Raw genomic sequence first — 21,389 nt, 5'->3', positions numbered from 1 at the left:
CACGGTGGAGACATGACGACGACATCGATCTCCGGAGGCGTGCTGCGCCTCGCTGACGGACTCACCATCACCCGCATGGGCTACGGCGCGATGCAACTGGCCGGACCGCAGGCGTTCGGCCCGCCGCGCGACCACGACGAGGCCCTCGCCGTGCTGCGGGAGGCGGTCGACCGCGGCGTCACCCACATCGACACGAGTGACTATTACGGACCCGTAGTGGTCAACCGGCTGATCCGCGAAGCTCTGCACCCGTACCCGGACAATCTGGTTATCGCCACCAAGGTGGGGTCGCGCCGCCTTCCGAACGGCGCCTGGATGCAGTCGCTGCACCCCGAAGATCTCAAGGCTCAGGTGTACGACAATCTGCGCAACCTTGGCGTCGACGCGCTCGACCTGGTCAATCTGCGGGTCGGCGGCGTCGAGGAGACCCGCGACGATCCGCTGGCCGCGCCGTTCGGCGCCCTGGCCGAGTTGCGCGCGCAGGGCCTGATCCGGCACCTCGGGCTCAGCGGCGTCACGATCGGCCAACTCCGCGAGGCGCAGTCGATCGCGCCGGTCGTTGCGGTGCAGAACCTCTACAACCTCGCGAAGCGGTCAGACGACGCACTGGTCGACACGGTCGCCGCGGAGAACATCGCGTTCCTCGGATATTTCCCGCTGGGCGGCTTCTCGCCGCTCCAGTCGACCACCCTGCACTACGTGGCCGGCCGGCTGGGCGCCACGTCGCAGCAGGTCGCGCTGGCCTGGCTGCTCCAGCGGTCGCCGACGATGGCGCTGATCCCCGGCACCTCGTCGGTGGCGCACCTGCGCGACAACCTGGCCGCGGCCGACCTGGTGCTTCCGGCCGACGCGGTCGCCGAGCTGGACGGGTTCGCCGCGGAGGGCTAGTTGACGCTGGCCGGGGCGAGCGGCCAGCGCAGGGCGCGCGAGGCCGGTGCCGGGCGACCCAGGTGGAAGCCCTGCGCGTAGGGCATGCCGAGGGCGGCGAGGGTGCGCACCTCGAGGGCGCTCTCCACGCCCTCGGCGATGATGTCGGTGACCCCGGCGCCGGCCGCGAGCAGGCGGACCGCGCGTACGACGGTGGGGTCTGGCAGTCCTGGCTCTTCGTCGTGGAGCAGTTCGCGGGAGATCTTTATGCCGTCGATCGGCAGCCGCCGCACGCTGGCCAGCGACGAGAAGCCGGTGCCGAAGTCGTCGACGAGCACCCTGATGCCGGCCCGGCGCAGCTCGATCAGCTGGGCGCGGGACCGGGCCGAGGCGAGCAGGGCCGACTCGGTGACCTCGATCCGCAGCTGCTCCCCACTCATGCCCTCGTCGGCCATCGCGCGCAGCACCTGGTCGGCGAACGTGTCGTCGTCGAGCTGGACGACGCTCACGTTGACCGACAGCCAGGTGTCGAAGCTGCCGCCGTAGCGCCGCTTGTCGCGCAGGGCCTGCCGGAGCACCCGCAGGCCGATGTCGCTGATCAGGCCGTTGCGTTCGGCGGCCGGGATGAAGGCGTCCGGCGAGACCCAGCCGCGCTCCTGGTCGGGCCAGCGGGCGAGGGCCTCGTAGCCGACGATCCGGCCGCCGTCGAGCGCCACCACCGGCTGGTAGTGCACGGTGAGCCGGTCGGCCTCCACGGCTCGGCGCAGGTCGATGTCGAGGGAGACCCGCTGCTGCGCGGTGGCCATCATGGGGGAGCTACATACGGTGACGGCGCCGGGCGCGCGCCGGCTGGCTTCCTCGAGGGCGAGGCTGGCCCGGGACAGCACGGTCTCGCCGTCTTCGCCCGGGCGGGCCGCGGCGGCGCCGGCGCTGAGCTGCCCGTATACCGCTGAGGTCCAGCCGCTGCCGCGGGCAACGAGTTCGCGTAGGCGCTGGTCGAGGTGGTCGGTGTGGTCGAGGACGATGAGCAGGTCGCCGTCGGGGAGCACCGAGACCGCGTCGCGCTCGTCGAGGCAGTCGGCGATCCGGGCGCTGATCCGGTCGAGCAGTTCGGTGGCCACAGCGGGGCCGAGCGAGCTGCGGATCTCGCGATAGTCGTAGATGCCGAGGCGGGCGACGGCGAAACCGGTCCGTCGCTCGCGGGCCAGCGTAGCGACGTGATCACACAGAGTAGCCGGCTCGACGAAAGTGCCGGCAGGCACGCACGTCGTCAGGTCCGCTGTCACATTTCCCCCTGAGCACGCGGGACCGCCCCAGCCGACGATCCCGGCGCACTTGTGATGGCCGGACGCCCAACGGTACGGGATAGGTCGGGCAAATCGCGTACCCGGAATGACCGAAATCACCCGCATCCAACATCTCCCCTGTTTGGGGGAATGCGCCGGGCCCAAAACTTGTCATACCCCGCGGCTAGAGTTGCCGAGGCAGAGATTCTGCAGGTCTTCCATCATGTCAGGAGTGGGCTGGGCAGTGGCCGACCGACTGATCGTCCGCGGTGCGCGGGAGCACAACCTGCGCGACGTCAACCTGGATTTGCCCCGTGACGCCATGATCGTCTTCACTGGGTTGTCGGGCTCCGGCAAGTCGAGTCTCGCGTTCGACACGATCTTCGCAGAGGGCCAGCGTCGTTACGTAGAGTCACTTTCTTCGTACGCGCGGCAGTTCCTCGGCCAGATGGACAAGCCCGACGTCGACTTCATCGAGGGCCTGAGCCCGGCGGTGTCGATCGACCAGAAGTCGACCTCGCGCAACCCGCGCTCGACGGTCGGCACGATCACCGAGGTCTATGACTACCTGCGGCTGCTCTACGCCCGCGTCGGCGAGCCGCACTGTCCGGTCTGTGGTGAGCCGATCGCCCGGCAGAGCCCGCAGCAGATCGTCGACCGGGTGCTGAGCATGCCCGAGGGCACCCGCTTCCAGGTGCTCGCCCCTGTGGTCCGCGGTCGCAAGGGCGAATATGTCGACCTCTTCGCCGAGTTGCAGTCCAAGGGCTTCGCGCGGGCCCGGGTCGACGGCGTCGTGCACCCGCTGACCGAGCCGCCCAAGCTCAAGAAGCAGGAGAAGCACACCATCGAGGTGGTCGTCGACCGGCTCGCGGTGAAGGCTTCGGCCAAGCAGCGGATGACCGACTCGATCGAGACCGCCCTGCGGCTGGCGGCCGGCGTGGTGCTGATCGAGTTCGTCGACGAGCCCGACGACTCGCCGACCCGTGAGCGGGTCTTCTCCGAGCACCTGGCCTGCCCCAACGACCACCCGCTCGCGATCGAAGACCTCGAGCCCCGGGTGTTCTCGTTCAACTCGCCCTACGGCGCCTGCCCGGAGTGCACGGGCATCGGCACCAAGAAAGAGGTCGACCCCGAGCTGGTGATCCCCGACCCGGAGCGCACCCTGCGCGAGGGCGCGATCCAGCCGTGGTCGACCAACCAGACACTCGAATACTTCCTGCGGCTGCTCCAGGCCCTCGGCGACGCCGAGCACTTCGACCTCGACACACCGTGGCGGGCGCTGTCCAACCGGGCGCAGAAGACGATCCTCTACGGCTCCAACGACCAGGTGCACGTGCGCTACCGCAACAAATACGGTCGCGAGCGCTCCTACTACACGGGCTTCGAGGGCGCGATCCAGTGGATCGAGCGGCGCCACGGTGACACCGAGTCCGAGTGGTCGCGCGACAAATACGAGGGCTACATGCGCGACGTGCCGTGCCCGGTCTGCGGCGGCGCGCGGCTCAAGCCCGAGGTGCTGGCGGTCACCATCGACGGCAAGAACATCGCCGAGGTCACCGGCATGTCCGTCGGCGACTGCGCCGACCTGCTCGGCGGCATGGTGCTCAACGACCGGCAGAAGCTGATCGCCGAGCGGGTGCTCAAAGAGATCAACGCCCGGCTGCGGTTCCTGGTCGACGTGGGCCTCGACTACCTCTCGCTCGACCGGCCGGCCGGCACCCTCTCCGGCGGCGAGGCACAGCGCATCCGGCTCGCCACCCAGATCGGCTCCGGCCTGGTCGGCGTGCTCTACGTGCTCGACGAGCCGTCGATCGGCCTGCACCAGCGCGACAACCACCGGCTGATCGAGACGCTGGTCCGGTTGCGCCGGCTGGGCAACACGCTGATCGTGGTCGAGCACGACGAAGACACCATCCGCACCGCCGACTGGGTCGTCGACATCGGCCCGGGCGCGGGCGAGCACGGCGGCGAGATCGTCCACAGTGGCTCCTTCGACGACCTGCTGAAGAGCAAGGAGTCGATCACCGGCGCCTACCTGTCCGGCCGCCGGCAGATCCCGACGCCGATGATCCGCCGGCCCGCGACCCCGGGCCGCGAGCTGGTCGTGCAGGGTGCCCGCGAGCACAACCTGAAGAACCTGACCGTGCCGTTCCCGCTCGGCCAGTTCATCGCGGTCACCGGGGTCAGTGGCTCGGGCAAGTCCACCCTGGTCAACGACATCCTCTACACGGTGCTGGCCAACCAGCTCAACGGCGCGCGCCTGGTGCCGGGCCGACACCTGCGGGTCACCGGCCTCGACGACCTCGACAAGGTCGTCGGCGTCGACCAGTCACCGATCGGCCGCACCCCGCGCTCCAACCCGGCCACCTACACGGGCGTCTTCGACAACATCCGCAAGCTGTTCGCGGAGACCACCGAGGCCAAGGTCCGCGGCTACGGCCCAGGCCGCTTCTCGTTCAACGTCAAGGGCGGCCGCTGCGAAAACTGCGCGGGCGACGGCACGATCAAGATCGAGATGAACTTCCTCCCCGACGTCTACGTGCCGTGCGAGGTCTGCAAGGGCGCCCGCTACAACCGCGAGACGCTCGAGGTCCACTACAAGGGCCGCACGATCTCCGAGGTGCTGGAGATGCCGATCGAGGAGGCGTCCACCTTCTTCGAGGCGATCCCGGCGATCCACCGCCACCTCAGCACGCTGGTCGACGTCGGCCTGGGCTACGTCCGGCTGGGCCAGCCCGCACCCACCTTGTCCGGCGGCGAGGCCCAGCGCGTCAAGCTGGCGTCCGAGCTACAGAAGCGGTCGACCGGCCGCACGGTCTACGTCCTCGACGAGCCCACCACGGGCCTGCACTTCGAAGACATCCGCAAGCTGCTCAAGGTCCTGGAGAGCCTGGTCGACAAGGGCAACACGGTCATCGTCATCGAGCACAACCTCGACGTCATCAAGACCGCCGACTGGATCATCGACATGGGCCCGTCCGGCGGCCACCGAGGCGGCCTACTGATCGCGGCCGGCACCCCGGAGGAGATCGCCGAGGTCCCGGAGAGCGCGACCGGCGAGTTCCTGCGCCACACGCTCGGCCTGACCGGCCCACCGAAGGGCTCCGACAAGGCACTCGCCCGGGCGGCCAAGGCCAACGGCAACGGCAAGACCAACGGAAACGCCAAGGCCGCGGCGGCCAAGGCCGCGGTTGCCGAGCCCGAGCCAGCCGCCGCCGGCAACGGCAGGGCGGGTTCGACGCGGGCGAAGACGCTCGCGGCGGCGAAGGCCGCGCCGGCGCGCAAGACCACCGCGGCCGCCAAGGCAACGCCAGCGAAGAAGGCGACCCCGGCCACCAAGCCGGCGGCGACCAAGACGACGACGGCGGCCAAGACGACGACGGCGGCCAAGACGACGACGGCGGCCAAGACGACGACGGCCAAGGCCACGACGGCCAAGGCGACATCGAGCGGCACCCGGTCTAAGGCGGCCGCAGGCGCCGAGGAGAAGCCGGCGGCGAAGACCGCACCCCAAGCCCGCAAGGCGTCGAAGACCGCCACCCGGGCTCGCGGCTGACGTGCCGGCGTCCGGCCGCAGGCGCGGAGGAGACGCCGGCGGCGAAGGCCGCATCCCGGGCGCGTAGGGCGTCGAAGGCCGCCGCCCGGGCTGGCGGCTGACCTGCCGGGCGCGGCGGCTGGCGTCGAGGAGTAGCCGGCGGCGAAGGCCGCATCCCGGGCGCGTAGGGCGTCGAAGCCCGCCGTCCGGGCTCGGGGCTGACCTGCTGGCCTCGGCCGCTGGCGTCGAGGAGTAGCCGGTGGCGAGGACCGCATCCCGGGCGCGCGAGGCGTCGAAGGCCGCCAGCCGGGCTCGGGGCTGACCTGCCGGCCTCGGCCGCTGGCGCCGAGGAGAAGCCGGCGGCGAAGACCGCGCCCCAGGCCCGCGAGGCGTCGAAGGCCGCCACCCGGGCTCGCGGCTGACCTGCCGGCCTCGGCCGCCGACAACGGCCCGGGCCGGGTGGGTGCTTGTCGGGGCGTACATGTTTTGTCATGTAGCTACATGACAAAACATGTACGCGCGAACGGACACCCCCGCCGCCAGCCGTCCCTCGGCAGCGCGGAATTTCGGCGGCGCTGAACCGGCCGCACGGCCCTGGGGGCAGGGGTGCGTGCCGAGCTTCGCCGTCCGGACCGCAGGTTGCGGCGGCGGGCGTCTTTGGTCGTCGTGGCCGTGGCCGTGGCCGTGGCCGTGGCCGTGGCCGTGGCCGTGGCCTGTTGCGTGTCGCGGTTGCCAGACCGGCCCGATCGGGACATGTTGGACAGCATCGAGGTTGCGGGGTATCGCGGGTCGGTGACGACCACACGCGGGACGGGAACTCACCGCGCCGCTTCTGGATCGGCTCTGCCGCCGCCGTCACCCTCGACGGCCGGCCGCTCGACCTGGTGCGGCACCCAGGCATCGACCCCACCGCGCGACCCCACCGCGGCTCGCTGGTCGAGGCCGTGGTCGTTGCTGGCGGCGACGCGGATCTCTTTCAAAGAGGGGCCACAGCAGGTCACAAGCTCGGCTCAGTATGGTGCCGGAACGAAATGTCCGACCCGCGCCGGCTGAACCGGGGGCGGCAAGTGTTCGTGTGACTTGGCGGGGAAGTCAAACATTCAACTGACCGTGCGGCCGAGGAGAGGCATAGCGGATGAGTAAGGAAGAGACGGTGACGAGCCGGCGCACGCTGCTGGCGGGCGTAGGAGCGGTGGGGGCAGTGACCGTTCTGACCGCCTGTGGCGCCGACAGCGACGCCGGGTCGGGAGCGACCTCGGGGCAGACCGCGGGGCCGGCCGATCCGACCGACGAGCCGACCGGCGATGCCAACGAAGGCGGCGGCGAGGTTCTCGGCAAGGTCGCGGACGTGCCGGTCGGTGGCGGCGCGATCTTCGCGGCCTCCCAGATGGTCGTGACGCAGCCGACCGAGGGCCAGTTTCACGGGTTCCGGGCGGTGTGCACCCACCAGGGCTGCCCGATCGCCAGCGTCGACAGCGGCACGATCAACTGCAGTTGCCACGGCAGCAAGTTCGCGCTCGACAGTGGTGAGCCGCGCAACGGGCCGGCGACCCGGGCCCTGACCGCCCGCGAGGTCACGGTCAAGGGCGACGACATCGTCCTGGCCTAGACGTAGGGCCGGCGGGTCGGCCACCAAGATCAACCGATCTTGACGGAGGTGAGCGTTACGCTTGCCGCCGTGGCTGACCCGTCGACCTACCGCCCCCCATCGGGCTCGATTCCGGAGCTTCCGGGCGTCTACCGGTTCCGTGATGCGACCGGCCGGGTCATCTATGTCGGCAAGGCCAAGAGCCTGCGCAGCCGGCTCAACTCCTACTTCGCCGATCCCTACGGCCTGCACCAGCGCACCCGCCAGATGGTCACCACGGCGGCGTCCGTCGACTGGATCACCGTCGGCACCGAGGTCGAGGCGCTCCAGCAGGAATACACCTGGATCAAGGAATACGACCCGCGGTTCAACGTCCGCTACCGCGACGACAAGTCTTATCCCTATTTGGCCGTCACCCTCGACGAGGAGTTCCCGCGGCTCCAGGTGATGCGCGGCGCCAAGCGTAAGGGCGTCCGCTACTTCGGTCCTTATTCACACGCCTGGGCCATCCGCGAGACGCTCGACCTGCTGCTGCGTGTCTTCCCGGCGCGCACCTGCTCCAAGGGCGTCTTCAAGCGCGCCGGCCAGATCGGCCGTCCTTGTTTGTTGGGCTACATCGGCAAGTGCTCGGCGCCCTGCGTCGGCTCGGTGTCCGCGGCCGAGCACCGGCAGATCGTCAATGATTTCGTCGACTTCATGGCCGGCAAGACCGACACCCTGATCCGCCGGCTCGACCGCGAGATGATGGCCGCCAGCGAGGAGCTCGAGTTCGAGCGCGCGGCCCGGCTGCGCGACGACCTGGCCGCCCTGCGCCGGGCGATGGAGAAGCAGACCGTCGTGCTGGGCGACGGCACCGACGCCGACGTGGTCGCCTTCGCCGAAGACCCGCTGGAGGCCGCGGTGCAGGTCTTCCACGTGCGCGGCGGCCGGGTGCGGGGCCAGCGCGGCTGGGTGGTCGAGAAGACCGAAGACCTCAGCACCGGCGACCTGGTGCACCACTTCTGCTCCCAGGTCTACGGCGGCGAGCAGGGCGAGACCGACGTGCCGCGCGAGCTGCTGGTCCCGGCGCTGCCGCCCGACGACGACGCCCTCGCCGACTGGCTCAGCCAACACCGGGGGAGCCGGGTGAGCCTGCGGGTGCCGCAGCGCGGCGACAAGAAGGCGCTGCTCGAGACCGTCGCCCGCAACGCGCACGAGGCTCTGGCCCGCCACAAGCTCAAGCGGTCGGCCGACCTGACCACCCGCAGCCAGGCGCTCGAGGAGATCGCCGAGGCGCTCGGCATGGAGACCGCACCGCTGCGCATCGAGTGTTACGACATTTCGCAGATCCAGGGCACCGACGTGGTCGCCAGCATGGTCGTCTTCGAAGACGGGTTAGCCCGCAAGAGTGAATATCGCCGCTTTGTGATCAGAGGCGCGACCGACGACCTGTCCGCGATCTCCGAGGTGCTGCGCCGCCGGTTCGCCCGCTACCTCGACGCGCGCGCCGAAACCGGCGAGCTCGGTGACGAGATGGAGATAGATCCAGACCGACCCGGAATCGATCCGCGTACGGGTAAGCCGCGCCGGTTCGCGTACGCACCGCAACTGGTCGTGGTCGATGGCGGTGAGCCACAGGTGCGCGCGGCCGCCGCGGTGCTGCGCGACCTCGGCATAGACGACATCGCGCTGTGCGGCCTGGCCAAGCGGCTCGAAGAGGTGTGGATCCCCGACGACCAGTTCCCGGTCATCATGCCGCGCACCTCCGAGGGCCTCTACCTGCTGCAACGCGCCCGCGACGAGGCGCACCGGTTCGCCATCACGTTCCACCGCGAGCGACGCTCGAAGCGGATGACGGCGTCGCAGCTCGACGGCATCCCGGGGCTCGGCGAGATCCGGCGCAAGGTGCTGCTGCGCCACTTCGGTTCGGTCAAGCGGCTGACCGCGGCGACCGTCGAGGAGATCGCCTCCGTGCCCGGATTCGGCCTGCGCACGGCCGAAGCGATCAAGGCCGCGCTCGGTGGCGAGCCGGTCCCGACAGCGACAGAAGAGGGCGATGAGTCCGATGTTTCCCGCGATGCCTAGGATTTCGCGTCGTGGGTGAGCGGGAGAACGACGAGCTGGACAGGTCCGACACCACGCTCGTGATCGTCACTGGCGTCTCGGGCGGTGGTCGGAGCACGGTCGCGCGCGCCCTGGAGAACGTCGGCTTCTACGTCGTCGACAACCTGCCGCAGACGCTGATGCTGGAGATGGCCGAGCTGGCCTACGCGGCGGGCGGGCCGGCGCGGCTCACCGCGATGGTGCTCGACGTGCGCAGCCGGGCCTTCTCCGCCGACCTCACCGGCGCGGTGCACGCGCTGAAGAAGCGCGGCTTCAACCCGCACGTGGTGTTCCTCGACGCCGACGACGACGTGCTGATCCGGCGCTTCGAGAGCGTCCGCCGGTCCCACCCCCTCCAGGGCGACGGCCGGCTCGCCGACGGCATCGCGGCCGAGCGCAAGCTGCTCGAAGACTCGCGCGACCAGGCCGACGTGATCATCGACACCAGCCACCTCAACGTCAACCAGCTCCGCCGCCGGATCGAAGAGATGTTCGGCGGTGAAGACGCCCGCCGGCTCAAGGTGACCGTGCTCAGCTTCGGCTTCAAATACGGCCTGCCGCCCGACGCCGACTTCGTGCTCGACGCCCGCTTCCTGCCCAACCCGTTCTGGGTGCCGGAGCTGCGCGACCTGACCGGGCGCGATGAGGCGGTCAGCGGCTACGTGCTCGGCCAGCACGGCGCGGTCCCGTTCGTGGAGACCTACTCGCGGCTGATCGTCGGCACCGCGCCCGGCTTCGAGCGCGAGGGCAAGCGCTACCTGACGGTGGCCGTCGGCTGCACCGGCGGCAAGCACCGCAGCGTCGCCATCGCCGAGGAGCTGGCGACCCGGCTGCGCGAGGCCCGGGTCTCCGCGTCGGCGCAACACCGCGACCTGGGGCGTGAGTGATGCGGGTTGTCGCGTTCGGAGGCGGCCACGGCCTGTCCGCCTCGCTGCGCGCCCTGCGTGGCCTCAGCACCGACCTGGGCACCGACCTCGACATCACGGCGGTCGTGACGGTCGCCGACGACGGCGGCTCGAGCGGCCGGCTGCGCGCCGAGCGGGCCGCGCTGCCGCCGGGCGACCTGCGCCAGGCGCTGGCCGCGCTGGCCGCCGAACGGCCCGACACGCAGGCCACGGCCGAGCTGTTCCAGCACCGGTTCACCCCCGACGGACGCGACCACAGTCCACTCGACGGGCACACTGTCGGAAATCTGGTACTCGTCGGGCTGATGGAACAGCTCGGCGATCCGGTGTCCGCTTTGGATCACGCGGCCCGGATGGTCGACGCCGCCGGCCGGGTGCTGCCGATGGCGGTCAAGGCGGTCGGCATCGAAGCCGACATCCGGGGCGCCGACCCACGCCGGCCGCAGACCCTGTTGACGGTGGAGGGCCAGCACGCGGTGGCGGTCGCGCCCGGTCACGTGGAGGCGGTCCGGCTCACGCCGGCCGACCCGCCCGCGTGCCCGGAGGCGGTGGCCGCGGTCGAGCGGGCCGACTGGCTGATCTTCGGGCCGGGCAGTTGGTACACGAGCGTGATCCCGCACCTGCTGGTGCCCGATCTGGCCGCCGCGATCGTGGCCAGCGCGGCGCGCCGGTTGGTGACCCTCAATCTGGCGGCCGAGCCCGAAACCTGGGGACTGTCGGCTGCTGATCACCTGGCCGCGCTGCATTGGTACCTGCCCGGCCTGAAAGTTGACACCGTTCTCGCCGACGGGACCGCCGTCGGTGACCCCGAACCGGTCCGTCGTGCGGCAGAATCGCTGGGTGCGCGGCTCGTCCTCGCACCAGTGGCGGTGGCAGACGGCAGTCCGAGGCATGATCCTGCTGCTCTCGGGGCGGCCCTGGTGCCTGTCCTGGGCGCCAGTCGTTAAGCACGTGAGACCCACCGGCTCCGGGCCGGAGACCAGCACGCGAGGTGACGAAGAGTTATGGCGATGACCGCCGCGGTCAAGGACGAGCTGAGTCGGGTCGACGTGCCCAAGCCGTGCTGTCGGCGGGCCGAGATGGCGGCGCTGCTGCGCTTCGCCGGCGGCCTGCATATCGTCTCGGGCCGGGTGGTGGTCGAGGCCGAGCTCGACACCGGCGCGGTCGCGCGCCGGCTGCGCCGGGAGATCGCCGAGGTCTACGGCTACCCGAGCGAGATCCACGTGCTGGCGTCCGGCGGCCTGCGCAAGGCCAGCCACTACATCGTTCGGGTGGTCAAGGACGGCGAGATCCTGGCCCGCCAGACCGGCCTGCTCGACGTTCGCGGCCGTCCGGTGCGCGGCCTGCCGCAGCACGTCGTTTCCGGCAACGTCTGCTGCTCGGTGGCGGCCTGGCGGGGGGCGTTCATGGCACACGGCTCGCTGACCGAGCCCGGCCGCTCCAGCGCGCTCGAGATCACCTGCCCGGGCCCGGAGTCGGCGCTCGCGCTGGTCGGCGCCGCCCGCCGGATCGGCATCACCGCCAAGGCGCGCGAGGTCCGCGGCGTCGACCGGGTCGTGGTGAAAGACGGCGACGCGATCTCCGCGCTGCTCACCCGGATCGGCGCGCACAGCAGCGTGCTGGCCTGGGAGGAGCGCCGGGTCCGCCGCGAGGTGCGGGCGACCGCCAACCGGCTGGCCAACTTCGACGACGCCAACCTGCGCCGTTCGGCGCGCGCGGCGGTGGCGGCCGCGGCCCGGGTGACCCGGGCCCTGGAGATCCTCGCCGACGACGCGCCGACGCACCTGACCTCGGCCGGCAAGCTGCGTCTCGACCACCGACAGGCGTCCCTCGAAGAACTCGGTGCGCTCGCCGATCCGCCGCTGACCAAGGACGCGATCGCCGGCCGGATCCGCCGGCTGCTGGCGCTGGCCGACAAGCGGGCGCGTGATCTGGGCATTCCCGACACTGAGGCCGCTGTGACGCCCGACATGCTTGTGGTCTGACACCCCACCTGCCGCGCAGGTAAAGCACGCACTCAGATAGTGTCGTTGAGTACGGCGACGGGGCCGGCAACCGGTTCTAACACCGGCCGGCGTACGCGATATTCGCGGCGGCCGGCAATCTCATCATCGAGGAGATGAAACCTGTGACCATCCGGGTTGGCATCAACGGGTTCGGCCGCATCGGCCGCAACTTCTTCCGGGCCGTCCTCGCTTCCGGGGCGGACATCCAGCTGGTCGGCGCCAACGACCTCACCGACAACGCCACCCTGGCACACCTGCTGAAATACGACTCGATCCTCGGCCGGCTGCCGTTCGAGGTCAAGGCCACGGCCGACGAGATCTCGGTCGGCGGGCAGTCGTTCAAGGTGTTCGCCGAGCGCGACCCGGGCAAGCTGCCCTGGGGCGACCTGGGCGCCGACGTCGTGATCGAGTCGACGGGCCTGTTCACCGACGCCACCAAGGCGCGGGCACACGTCGACGGCGGTGCGAAGAAGGTCATCATCTCCGCGCCGGCCAAGCACGAAGACTTCACCGTGGTCATGGGTGTCAACGACAACCTTTACGACCCGGCGAAGCACACGATCATCTCGAACGCGTCGTGCACCACCAACTGCCTCGCTCCGATGGCAAAGGTGCTCAACGACACGTTCACGATCGAGCACGGTCTGATGACCACGATCCACGCCTACACGCAGGACCAGAACCTCCAGGACGGTCCGCACAAGGACCTGCGCCGGGCCCGCGCGGCGGCACTCAACATCGTGCCGACCTCGACCGGTGCCGCCAAGGCGATCGGCCTCGTGCTGCCCGAGCTCAAGGGCAAGCTCGACGGCTACGCGCTGCGGGTGCCGATCCCGACCGGCTCGGCGACCGACCTGACCGTCAACGTCGCCCGTGAGACCTCGGTCGAAGAGGTCAACAACGCGATGAAGGAAGCGGCGGCGGGTGCGCTCAAGGGCTACCTGACCTACACCGAAGACGAGATCGTCTCGACCGACATCGTCACCGACCCGTCGTCGTGCATCTTCGACTCGGGCCTGACCAAGGTGATCGGCAACCAGGTCAAGGTCGTCGGCTGGTACGACAACGAGTGGGGCTACTCCAACCGCCTGGCCGACCTGGTCAAGCTCGTCGGGACCTCGCTCTGACCATCATGAAGACGCTTGACGATCTCCTCGCGGAGGGAGTCGCGGGTCGGCGCGTCCTGGTGCGCGCCGACCTGAACGTCCCCTTCGCCAAGGACCAGCCCGGTCTGATCACCGACGACGGTCGGATCCGGGCGGTCCTGCCCACCATCAAGGCGCTCCGCGACGCGGGCGCCGCGGTGATCGTGATGTCCCACCTGGGCCGCCCCAAGGGCGCGCCCGACCCCAAATACACGCTGGCTCCGGTCGCCACCCGGCTCGGCGAGCTGCTCGACGGCCCGATCGTCTTCGCGGAAGACACGGTCGGCCCGTCGGCACAGCAGAGCGTCGACGCCCTGGCCGGCGGCCAGGTGCTGCTGCTGGAGAACCTGCGCTTCAACGCCGGCGAGACCAGCAAGGACGACGCCGAGCGGGGCGCGTTCGCCGACCAGCTCGCGGCGTTCGCCGAGGCCTACGTCGACGACGCGTTCGGCGCGGTGCACCGCAAGCACGCCAGCGTCTTCGACGTGCCCGCGCGGCTGCCGCATTTCGCGGGCGGCCTGGTGCTCCGCGAGCTCGAGGTGCTCGACCGGCTGACCACCGACCCCGACCGCCCCTACGTGGTGGTGCTCGGCGGTGCCAAGGTCTCCGACAAGCTCGCGGTCATCGAGGCGCTGCTGCCCAAGGTCGACCGGCTGCTCGTCGGCGGCGGCATGTGCTTCACCTTCCTCAAGGCCCAGGGCCACGGGATCGGCAAGTCGCTGCTCGAAGACGAGATGGTCGACACCTGCCGCGACCTGCTCGCCCGCGGCGGCGACAAGATCGTGCTGCCGACCGACGTGGTGGCCGCCACCGCGTTCGCGGCCGACGCCGACCACGAGGTCGTTGGCGTCGACGCGATCCCGGCCGACCGGCTCGGGCTCGACATCGGCCCCACCAGCGTGGCCGCGTTCGCAGGCGCTCTCGCCGACGCGCACACGGTCTTCTGGAACGGCCCGATGGGCGTCTTCGAGCTGGCGCCGTTCGCGGCCGGCACCCGGGGCGTCGCTGAGGCGATCATGAAGGTCGACGGCCTGACCGTCGTCGGCGGCGGCGACTCCGCGGCCGCGGTCCGCGCGCTCGGGCTCGACGACGACGCGTTCGGCCACATCTCCACCGGCGGGGGAGCCTCGCTGGAATACCTGGAGGGCAAGAGCCTTCCGGGCATCGCCGCTCTGGAGTCCTGATGGCGCCGCACGCACGCCGGCCGTTGATGGCCGGCAACTGGAAGATGAACCTCAACCACCTCGAGGCCATCGGTCTGGTCCAGAAGCTGGCGTTCAGCCTCAACGAGCAGCAGCTCACCGACGTCGAGACGGTGGTGATCCCGCCGTTCACCGACCTGCGCAGCGTGCAGACCCTGGTCGACGGCGACAAACTGCTCATCGGGTACGGCGCGCAGGACCTCTCGCCGCACAAGGGTGGCGCCTACACGGGCGACATCTCCGGCCCGATGCTCGCCAAGCTCGGCTGCTCCTACGTCGTGGTCGGGCACTCCGAGCGCCGGCAATACCACCACGAAGACGACCAGGTGGTGAACGCCAAGGTGCAGGCGGCGCTGGCCAACGAGCTCACGCCGATCTTCTGCATCGGCGAGGGTCTCGACGTGCGCGAGGCGGCCGAGCAGGTGGCGCACTGCACCTCGCAGCTCGACGCCGGGCTCGACGGGCTCAAGGCCGAGCAGGTCCGCAAGGTCGTCATCGCCTACGAGCCGGTCTGGGCGATCGGCACCGGCAAGACGGCGACGCCGGAAGACGCGCAGGAGGTCTGCGGCGCGGTCCGCAGCCGGCTGGCGGAGCGGTTCGACACCGAGACGGCCGAGGTCACCCGCATCCTCTACGGCGGCTCGGTCAAGGCCAACAACGTGGCCGGGATCATGGCCCAGCCCGACGTCGATGGTGCTCTGGTCGGTGGCGCCAGCATCGACGCCGACGAGTTCGTGCAGATCGTCCGGTTCCCGGAGCACATCAAGAAGTAGTAGGGCACCGGCCGGGTCCGCACTCCGCGGACCCGGCCGCTATCCTTGCTGAGTTGCGCCCCCACGAGAGGATCACGACCGCCATGCCGATCGCATTCGCCTACACGTTGATCGTGTTGCTGATCATCACGAGCGTGCTACTGACGATGCTGATCCTGCTGCACCGCGGCAAGGGTGGCGGCCTGTCCAGCATGTTCGGCGGCGGCGTGAGCACCAACCTCGCCGGCTCTTCGATCGCTGAGAAAAACCTCGACCGCTACACCCTCCTGGTGGGAGTCGTGTGGTTCGCGTGCATCGTGGGTCTGGGCCTCTGGCTCAAACTCGCCGTCGGCAGCTGACCCCGATTTCGGCCAAACAGTCGTAAACTCGTGCGCGGTCCGGGACGGTTGTTCCGGGCCGCGCACTGTTTTTCCAGCTCAGGTTAGTTCCGCTTCACCGCGTCAGGAAAGCCGCATCCCCCGCGGCCGACACCGCACGACGACAGGAGCGAGATACCGTGCCAAGCGGCAGCGCAATCCGAGGCACCCGCGTCGGTTCCGGCCCGATCCGACCGACTGAGCGGTGCGAGCCCGCACCCCGTCACCCGGTGACCTACTGGTGCGCCAACTCCCACCCCACCGAGGTCTCCCTCGCGGCCGACGTCACCCCACCGGTGACCTGGGACTGCCCCCGCTGCGGGCAGCCGGGCGGCCTCGACGCGGCCAACCCACCCGGGCGGCCGCGCGCCGAGCCTTACAAGACCCACCTGGCCTACGTGAAAGAACGGCGCAGCGACGCCGACGGCGCCGCGATCCTCGCCGAGGCGCTGGCCAACCTGCGCCAGCGCCGCGGCGAAAACTAGCCGCCGGTCAGGTCCGCACGCTGCGGAAGGTGCGGCGCACCTGGGTGGCGGCAGCGCTGTCGAGCTGCCAGATCGTGCGGTTGACGCCGCGCACGCCCGCCGCCGGTAGCTGCACCGGGCCCGCGCCGGCCAGGGCCATGCCCACCGCGCCCGCCTTGTCTGGGCCGGCCGCGACCAGCCAGACCTCGTCGGCGGTGTTGATCGTCGGCAGGGTCAGGGTGATCCGCACCGGTGGCGGCTTCGGGCTGCCCCGCACCGCGCTGACCGGGCGGGTCTCGTAGGCGACCGGGTGCTCCGGGAACACCGAGGCCACGTGGCCGTCTTCGCCCACGCCGAGCATCAGCACGTCGAAGTGGGGGAGCGGCGCCGTGCCCGGGCGGGCCGCCCGGGCCAGTTCCTGCGCGTAGCGGGCCGCCGCCGCCTCCGGGTCGTTGCCGTCAGGCCCGTCGGACGGCGGCATGGCGTGCACCCGGGCCGCGGGCACCTTCAGCGCGTCGAGGATCTGCTCGCGCGCCTGGGTCTCGTTGCGGTCGGGGTGGCCGGCAGGCAGGAACCGCTCGTCGCCCCACCAGCAGTCGACCCGCGACCAGTCGACCGCGTCGCTGGCCGGCAGGTCGCGCACGGCCCGGTGCACCGCGCCCGCGATCCGGCCACCGGTCAGCACCCACGACGCCGCACCACGCTCGGCCTGCGCGTCGATCAGCGCCACCACCAACCGTGCCGCCACCGCGTGCGCCAGCACGTCAGCGTCCGAATGAACGATGACGCTCGTTTCGCTCACGCTGATGCCTCGCTTCGCTCAGCGCCGGATGACCGAGACCCGCTGAGCGGGCTCACGAGTCGGCACCCGGCGACGGAGTGGTCGGTGCGGAGCCCTGTGCGGTGCCGGCGCCGGCGGAGGCCGGGGTGACCCGGTCGCCGGTGCGCGGGGGCATGTCTTCCACCTGGGTGGGTGGGCCGCCGCCGACGATGCCGGGGCCCATGCCGGGTGCGTGGCCGGCGGTCACCGGGTCTTTCCAGACGTGCACCCGGTGTGCCGGACGCGTGTCGAGGCCGGTCTCGCCGGACATCGCGCTCAGCGCCTCGGCGTAGACCTGGTCGGGGTCGAGCCGGCGCAACTCCTCGGCCAACTCCTCGCCGAGCGGCCGGCGGACCAGCGGCAGCAGCCGCTCGACCTGGTGTGTCCGGGTGAAGACGGCCAGGTCCTGGTCGCGCACGAGTTTGACCTCGTCGTTGTTGGCCGCCACCATCGCGACCGACCGCATGATCCGGTAGTCGTTGGTGGTCTCCCAGCGCGGCTCGATCTTGAGCCGGGCGGCCAGCCAGCCCGACATCAGCGCCGCGGTCGGGTCGTGCTCGGGTGCCTCGACCGTCGCGCCGACGAGTTGGGCCTCGGTGGTGTCGAACGCCGACGCGACCAGCGTGCGCCACGGGGTGATCCGGGTCCAGGCCAGGTCGGTGTCGCCGGGTGCGTAGTCCTTGGCCCGCTGCCGCAGCGCGGTCACCGGGTCGGGGGTCTGTGCCACGTCGGTGATCCGGCGGTCGGCGACCACACCGAGGAAGTCGTTGGCGATCCGGTCCGGCGGCTCGCCGTGCCACCAGGTGACCACCGGCACGTCGGGGACGAGCAGCGGCATCACCACCGACTCGGCGTGCAGGGCCAGCCGGCCGTACATCCGCATCACGACCGCTTCGCACGGGCCGAGCCGGCCGCCGACGACCACCTCGGCGTCGAGGCGGTTGCTGGGGCGCTCGACGTCGGCGCGGACCACGATCAGCAGCCGGCACGGGTGCATCGCCGCGGCGATCGTGGCCGCCGCCTCCGCCTCCCGAACCCGCTTCTCGTCGACCACGACGATCAGGGTCAGCGCCATGCCGCTGGCCACGCCGCCAGCCGACCGGCGTTCGGTCGCCAGCGCCTTGACCACCTCGTTGCCGGTGGTGTCCCAGAGCCCGATCATGCCCGCCTCCAGTGCCGGCCGTCGCGCCGCAGCAGCTCGTCGGCCGCGTGCGGTCCCCATTCGCCGGCCCGGTAGGGCTCGGGTGCGGTGCCGGCCCAGGCCTCTTCCAGCGGGTCGATCACCCGCCAGCTCTGCTCGACCTCGGCCGCATCGGGGAACAGGGTGCGGTCGCCGATCAGCACGTCGCGGACGAGCCGCTCGTAGGCCTCGGGGCTGGACTCGGTGAACGCGGCGCCGTATTCGAAGTCCATCGCGATGTCGCGGACCTCCATCGTGGTGCCGGGCACCTTGGAGCCGAACTTGAGCACCACGCCCTCGTCGGGCTGGACCCGGATGACGAGTTGGTTGGCACCCAGCATCTCGATGTCGTAGGGGTTGAACGGCAGGTGCGGCGCCTTCTTGAAGATGATCGCCAGCTCGGTGACCCGGCGCGGCAGCCGCTTGCCACAGCGCAGGTAGAACGGCACCCCGGCCCAGCGGCGGTTCTGCACGCCCAGCTTCACCGCGACGTAGGTCTCGGTGGTGGAGTCGGACGGCACGTCCTTCTCCTCGAGATAGCCGACCGCGCGCTCGCCGCCGACCCAGCCGGGCAGGTATTGCCCGCGGACCGTCTCGCCGCGTACGTCGTGCGGCACCTTTATCGCCCGCAGCACCTTGAGCTTCTCGGTGCGGATCTCCGACGCGTCGAAGCTGGTCGGCTCCTCCATCGCGATGAGCGTCATCAGCTGGAGGAGGTGGTTCTGCAACACGTCTCTCGCCGCGCCGGCGGCGTCGTAGAAACCGGCCCGGGCACCGATGCCTACGTCTTCAGCCATGGTTATCTGCACCGAGTCGACGTATTTGCTGTTCCACAGCGGCTCGAACAGGTTGTTGGCGAACCGCAGGGCCAGGATGTTCTGGACCGTCTCCTTGCCCAGGTAGTGGTCGATGCGGAAGACGTCGTCGCGGGTGAACACGTCGTCGACCAGGTCGTTGAGCGACTTGGCCGAGGGCAGGTCGTTGCCGAACGGCTTCTCCACCACGACCCGCCGCCAGCCGCCGGACTTGCGGTTGTCGGCCATCCCGGTGCGGGCGAGCTGCTTGAGCACTATCGGGAACGCCGGTGGCGGGATCGCGAAGTAGAACGCGGCGTTGCCGGCGATGCCGTGCGTGTCACGCAGTTCGTCGAGGGTCGACGCGAGCGTGTCGAACGCCTCGTCGTCGTCGAACGCGCCCGGCACGAACTTGATGTTGCCGACGAGCCGGGCCCAGACCTCTTCCCGCCATGGGGTACGCGCACCGCGCCGCGCCGCCTCCATCGCCAGGGACTCGAAGTCGCCGTCGCCCCAGTCGCGCCGGGCGAAGCCGAGCACCACGAAGCCGGGTGGCAGCAGCCCCCGGTTGGCGAGGTCGTAGATGGCCGGCAGCAGCTTCTTGCGAGACAGGTCGCCGGTCACGCCGAAGATCACCAGAGCACAGGGCTCGGGGATCCGCGGCAACCGGCGGTCCTGCGGATCACGCAGCGGGTTCACTCATACCACCTAGGATTTCGCACTGCCTCTAGTCTCGGTCCTGCCGGGCGGGCAGGCCCGACAACGCGCGCAGCAACTCGTCGACCCCGGTCGCGCGGTCGGTGAGGTGCAACCGGACAACCGGCCGGCCCCGGTCGATCATCGCTTTCCGGTCGCCGGCCGCCTGTGCGGCCTGGAGCTCGGCGAACGAGTAGGGCTTGCCCGGCACCGCCAGGTCGTCGACGACCGCGCCGGTGACCTGGAGGAACGAGCCGACCTGGGGCCCGCCCTTGTGGTATTGCCCGGTCGAGTGCAGGTAGCGCGGCCCCCAGCCGAACGTCACGGGACGCCCGGCCGCGGTGGCCAGCAGTGCCCGCGCCTGCTCGGCCCGGGCGTCGGTGAGCCGGTCGAGGAACGCCAGCACGGCCAGGTAGCCGTGCGGGTCGATGCCGTCGACCAGCGCACCGAGGACGGCCGCCAGGCTGTCGCCGCTGCCGCCGTACACCTCGATCGCGCCCTCGGTGAATGACGGTGTCTCGGCGGGCAGCCCCTCGGCCAGGATCCGGGTCGTGTTGTTCTTCGACTCGGTCACGTTGGGCTGGTTGAACGGGTCGATGCCGATCGCCCGGCCGGCGATCGCGGTCGCGAACTCCCAGACCAGGAACTGCCCGCCGAGCGGGCCGTTGACGGCCACGTCGGGCCGGACGCCGCCGCCCGGGACGCCGTGCGGCGGCTGCGCGCCGCCGACCGTCACGGTGAGCACGTCGCGGCCGTGCGCGCCGGGGCTGTCCGGCGTCTCGATGACAACCGGCAGGATGCCCTTGCCGTCTTTGCCGGTCGACTCGGCGATGAGCTGCTCGGCCCAGTCGCCGAGGCCGACGATGCCGGTGCCGTCGGAGATCAGCGCCACCTTGTCGCGACCGCCGGCGACCGCCGCACCGAGCGCGGCGCCCAGCGCGAGGCCGGGGTTGCCACTCTCCTCCGACAGCGCCGGCAACAGGTCTTCGGCCTGGTCGAGCAGCTCGGCGACGTCGACGCCGGCGAGCGCCGACGGCACGACCCCGAACGCGGTCAGCGCCGAGTAGCGGCCGCCGACCTCGGAGTCGGCCAGGAAGACCTGGGCGCCCAGCTCGTTGCCGGTGGTCTCCAGCGGCGAGCCCGGGTCGGTGACCACCACGAAGTGGCGGGCCGCCTCGGACTCGCTCATGCCGGCGTCGAGGAACGCCTGCCAGTAGGCCCGCCGGTGGCTGTCGGTCTCGACGGTGCCGCCGGACTTGCTGGACACCACGAGCAGCGTGCGCTCGAGGCGGTCGGCCAGCGCGGCCCGGATCTGGCCGGGGTCGGTGGTGTCGAGCACGGTCAGCTCGACACCCAGGGTTCGGGTGATCACCTCGGGTGCCAGCGACGAGCCGCCCATGCCGGCGAGCACGACGTGGTCGAGGTCGGCCAGCTCGGTGCGCAGCTCGGCCAGCCGGACCAGCAGCTCCCGGCTCTGCCGGAAGGTGTCGACCCAGCCGAGCCGGATCTTCGCCTCGGCCTCCGCGTCGGGACCCCACAGCGTGGCGTCCTTGGCGACCAGCTTGGCCGGGACGTCGGCGCCGACCAGCGACGAACGGATCTCCGCCGCCTCGGTGCTGCCGGCGCCGTAGACCGCGATGCCGGCCGCGGCGACGACGCCGTCGGCGAATGCCGGACCGGCGTCGTCGTC

Annotated in this window: 15 protein-coding genes and 2 pseudogenes; 12 read left to right on the top strand and 5 right to left on the bottom strand. The window is 70.8% G+C overall.

Going from position 1 to position 21,389, the window contains the following annotated elements; all coding sequences use genetic code 11:
• The first annotated feature begins 12 nt into the window (after positions 1–12).
• Positions 13–888, top strand: a complete 876-nt coding sequence (locus DFJ67_RS39845; RefSeq protein WP_116074566.1) for an oxidoreductase — start codon at positions 13–15, stop codon at positions 886–888.
• On the opposite strand, the gene DFJ67_RS39840 is transcribed toward DFJ67_RS39845, so the two are convergent.
• A complete protein-coding gene (locus DFJ67_RS39840) occupies positions 885–2,153 on the bottom strand; it encodes a GGDEF domain-containing phosphodiesterase (protein ID WP_170216172.1) in 1,269 nt (422 codons plus the stop codon). The two genes, DFJ67_RS39845 and DFJ67_RS39840, sit on opposite strands and share 4 nt — an antisense overlap.
• Positions 2,154–2,397: 244 nt before the next feature.
• Here DFJ67_RS39840 and uvrA point away from each other — a divergent pair.
• The 11 genes and pseudogenes from uvrA to DFJ67_RS39785 all read left to right on the top strand — a co-directional run.
• A pseudogene (gene uvrA / locus DFJ67_RS39835) lies at positions 2,398–5,352 on the top strand (excinuclease ABC subunit UvrA); the annotation flags it as partial.
• Positions 5,353–6,823: 1,471 nt separating this feature from the next.
• Positions 6,824–7,297: a Rieske (2Fe-2S) protein gene (locus DFJ67_RS39830; protein WP_116074560.1), complete on the top strand. Its 474-nt coding sequence runs from the start codon at positions 6,824–6,826 to the stop codon at positions 7,295–7,297.
• A 69-nt stretch (positions 7,298–7,366) separates the two neighbouring features.
• The gene (gene uvrC / locus DFJ67_RS39825) at positions 7,367–9,340 is read left to right on the top strand and encodes an excinuclease ABC subunit UvrC (RefSeq protein ID WP_116074558.1); all 1,974 of its coding nucleotides are present in this window, start codon (positions 7,367–7,369) and stop codon (positions 9,338–9,340) included.
• A gap of 11 nt (positions 9,341–9,351) precedes the next feature.
• Positions 9,352–10,245: an RNase adapter RapZ gene (gene rapZ / locus DFJ67_RS39820; RefSeq protein ID WP_203783829.1), complete on the top strand. Its 894-nt coding sequence runs from the start codon at positions 9,352–9,354 to the stop codon at positions 10,243–10,245.
• Complete coding sequence (locus DFJ67_RS39815; RefSeq protein WP_116074556.1) at positions 10,245–11,210, top strand: gluconeogenesis factor YvcK family protein; 966 nt, start codon at positions 10,245–10,247, stop codon at positions 11,208–11,210. The genes rapZ and DFJ67_RS39815 overlap by 1 nt, the downstream gene beginning before the upstream one ends.
• Positions 11,211–11,267: 57 nt before the next feature.
• Positions 11,268–12,248 carry a DNA-binding protein WhiA gene (gene whiA / locus DFJ67_RS39810; protein WP_116074554.1) on the top strand — a complete coding sequence of 327 codons (981 nt, stop codon included), beginning with the start codon at positions 11,268–11,270 and terminating at the stop codon, positions 12,246–12,248.
• A 143-nt stretch (positions 12,249–12,391) separates the two neighbouring features.
• Positions 12,392–13,396, top strand: a complete 1,005-nt coding sequence (gap, locus tag DFJ67_RS39805) for a type I glyceraldehyde-3-phosphate dehydrogenase (RefSeq protein WP_116074552.1) — start codon at positions 12,392–12,394, stop codon at positions 13,394–13,396.
• A 5-nt stretch (positions 13,397–13,401) separates the two neighbouring features.
• Positions 13,402–14,598: a phosphoglycerate kinase gene (locus tag DFJ67_RS39800; RefSeq protein WP_116074550.1), complete on the top strand. Its 1,197-nt coding sequence runs from the start codon at positions 13,402–13,404 to the stop codon at positions 14,596–14,598.
• Positions 14,598–15,389 (top strand): triose-phosphate isomerase, encoded by a 792-nt coding sequence (gene tpiA / locus DFJ67_RS39795; protein ID WP_116074548.1) that lies wholly within the window; start codon positions 14,598–14,600, stop codon positions 15,387–15,389. The genes DFJ67_RS39800 and tpiA overlap by 1 nt, the downstream gene beginning before the upstream one ends.
• A gap of 83 nt (positions 15,390–15,472) precedes the next feature.
• On the top strand, positions 15,473–15,727 hold the full coding sequence (gene secG, locus DFJ67_RS39790) for a preprotein translocase subunit SecG (protein WP_116074546.1): 255 nt from the start codon (positions 15,473–15,475) through the stop codon (positions 15,725–15,727).
• Positions 15,728–15,885: 158 nt separating this feature from the next.
• The gene (locus DFJ67_RS39785; RefSeq protein ID WP_116074544.1) at positions 15,886–16,230 is read left to right on the top strand and encodes an RNA polymerase-binding protein RbpA; all 345 of its coding nucleotides are present in this window, start codon (positions 15,886–15,888) and stop codon (positions 16,228–16,230) included.
• 7 nt (positions 16,231–16,237) lie between these two features.
• Here the strand turns inward: DFJ67_RS39785 and pgl are convergent, their stop codons facing one another.
• The 4 genes and pseudogenes from pgl to DFJ67_RS39765 all read right to left on the bottom strand — a co-directional run bounded on the left by pgl (position 16,238) and on the right by DFJ67_RS39765 (position 21,338).
• Positions 16,238–17,011, bottom strand: coding sequence for a 6-phosphogluconolactonase (pgl, locus tag DFJ67_RS39780; RefSeq protein ID WP_116074542.1), 774 nt, complete (start codon positions 17,009–17,011; stop codon positions 16,238–16,240).
• Positions 17,012–17,219: 208 nt separating this feature from the next.
• Positions 17,220–18,191: pseudogene (locus DFJ67_RS39775) on the bottom strand (glucose-6-phosphate dehydrogenase assembly protein OpcA); the annotation flags it as partial.
• Positions 18,188–19,702: a glucose-6-phosphate dehydrogenase gene (zwf, locus tag DFJ67_RS39770; protein ID WP_116074538.1), complete on the bottom strand. Its 1,515-nt coding sequence runs from the start codon at positions 19,700–19,702 to the stop codon at positions 18,188–18,190. The gene zwf and the pseudogene DFJ67_RS39775, both read right to left, overlap by 4 nt.
• A 28-nt stretch (positions 19,703–19,730) precedes the next feature.
• Entirely contained in the window at positions 19,731–21,338 is a 1,608-nt protein-coding gene (locus DFJ67_RS39765) for a phosphoglucose isomerase-related protein (RefSeq protein WP_239097318.1), read from the bottom strand.
• Positions 21,339–21,389: the final 51 nt, after the last annotated feature.

Source organism: Asanoa ferruginea, assembly GCF_003387075.1.
GTDB classification, from domain to species: domain Bacteria; phylum Actinomycetota; class Actinomycetes; order Mycobacteriales; family Micromonosporaceae; genus Asanoa; species Asanoa ferruginea.
Note: the sequence above shows the minus strand (reverse complement) of the source record. Positions and strands in the feature narration are given on the sequence as shown.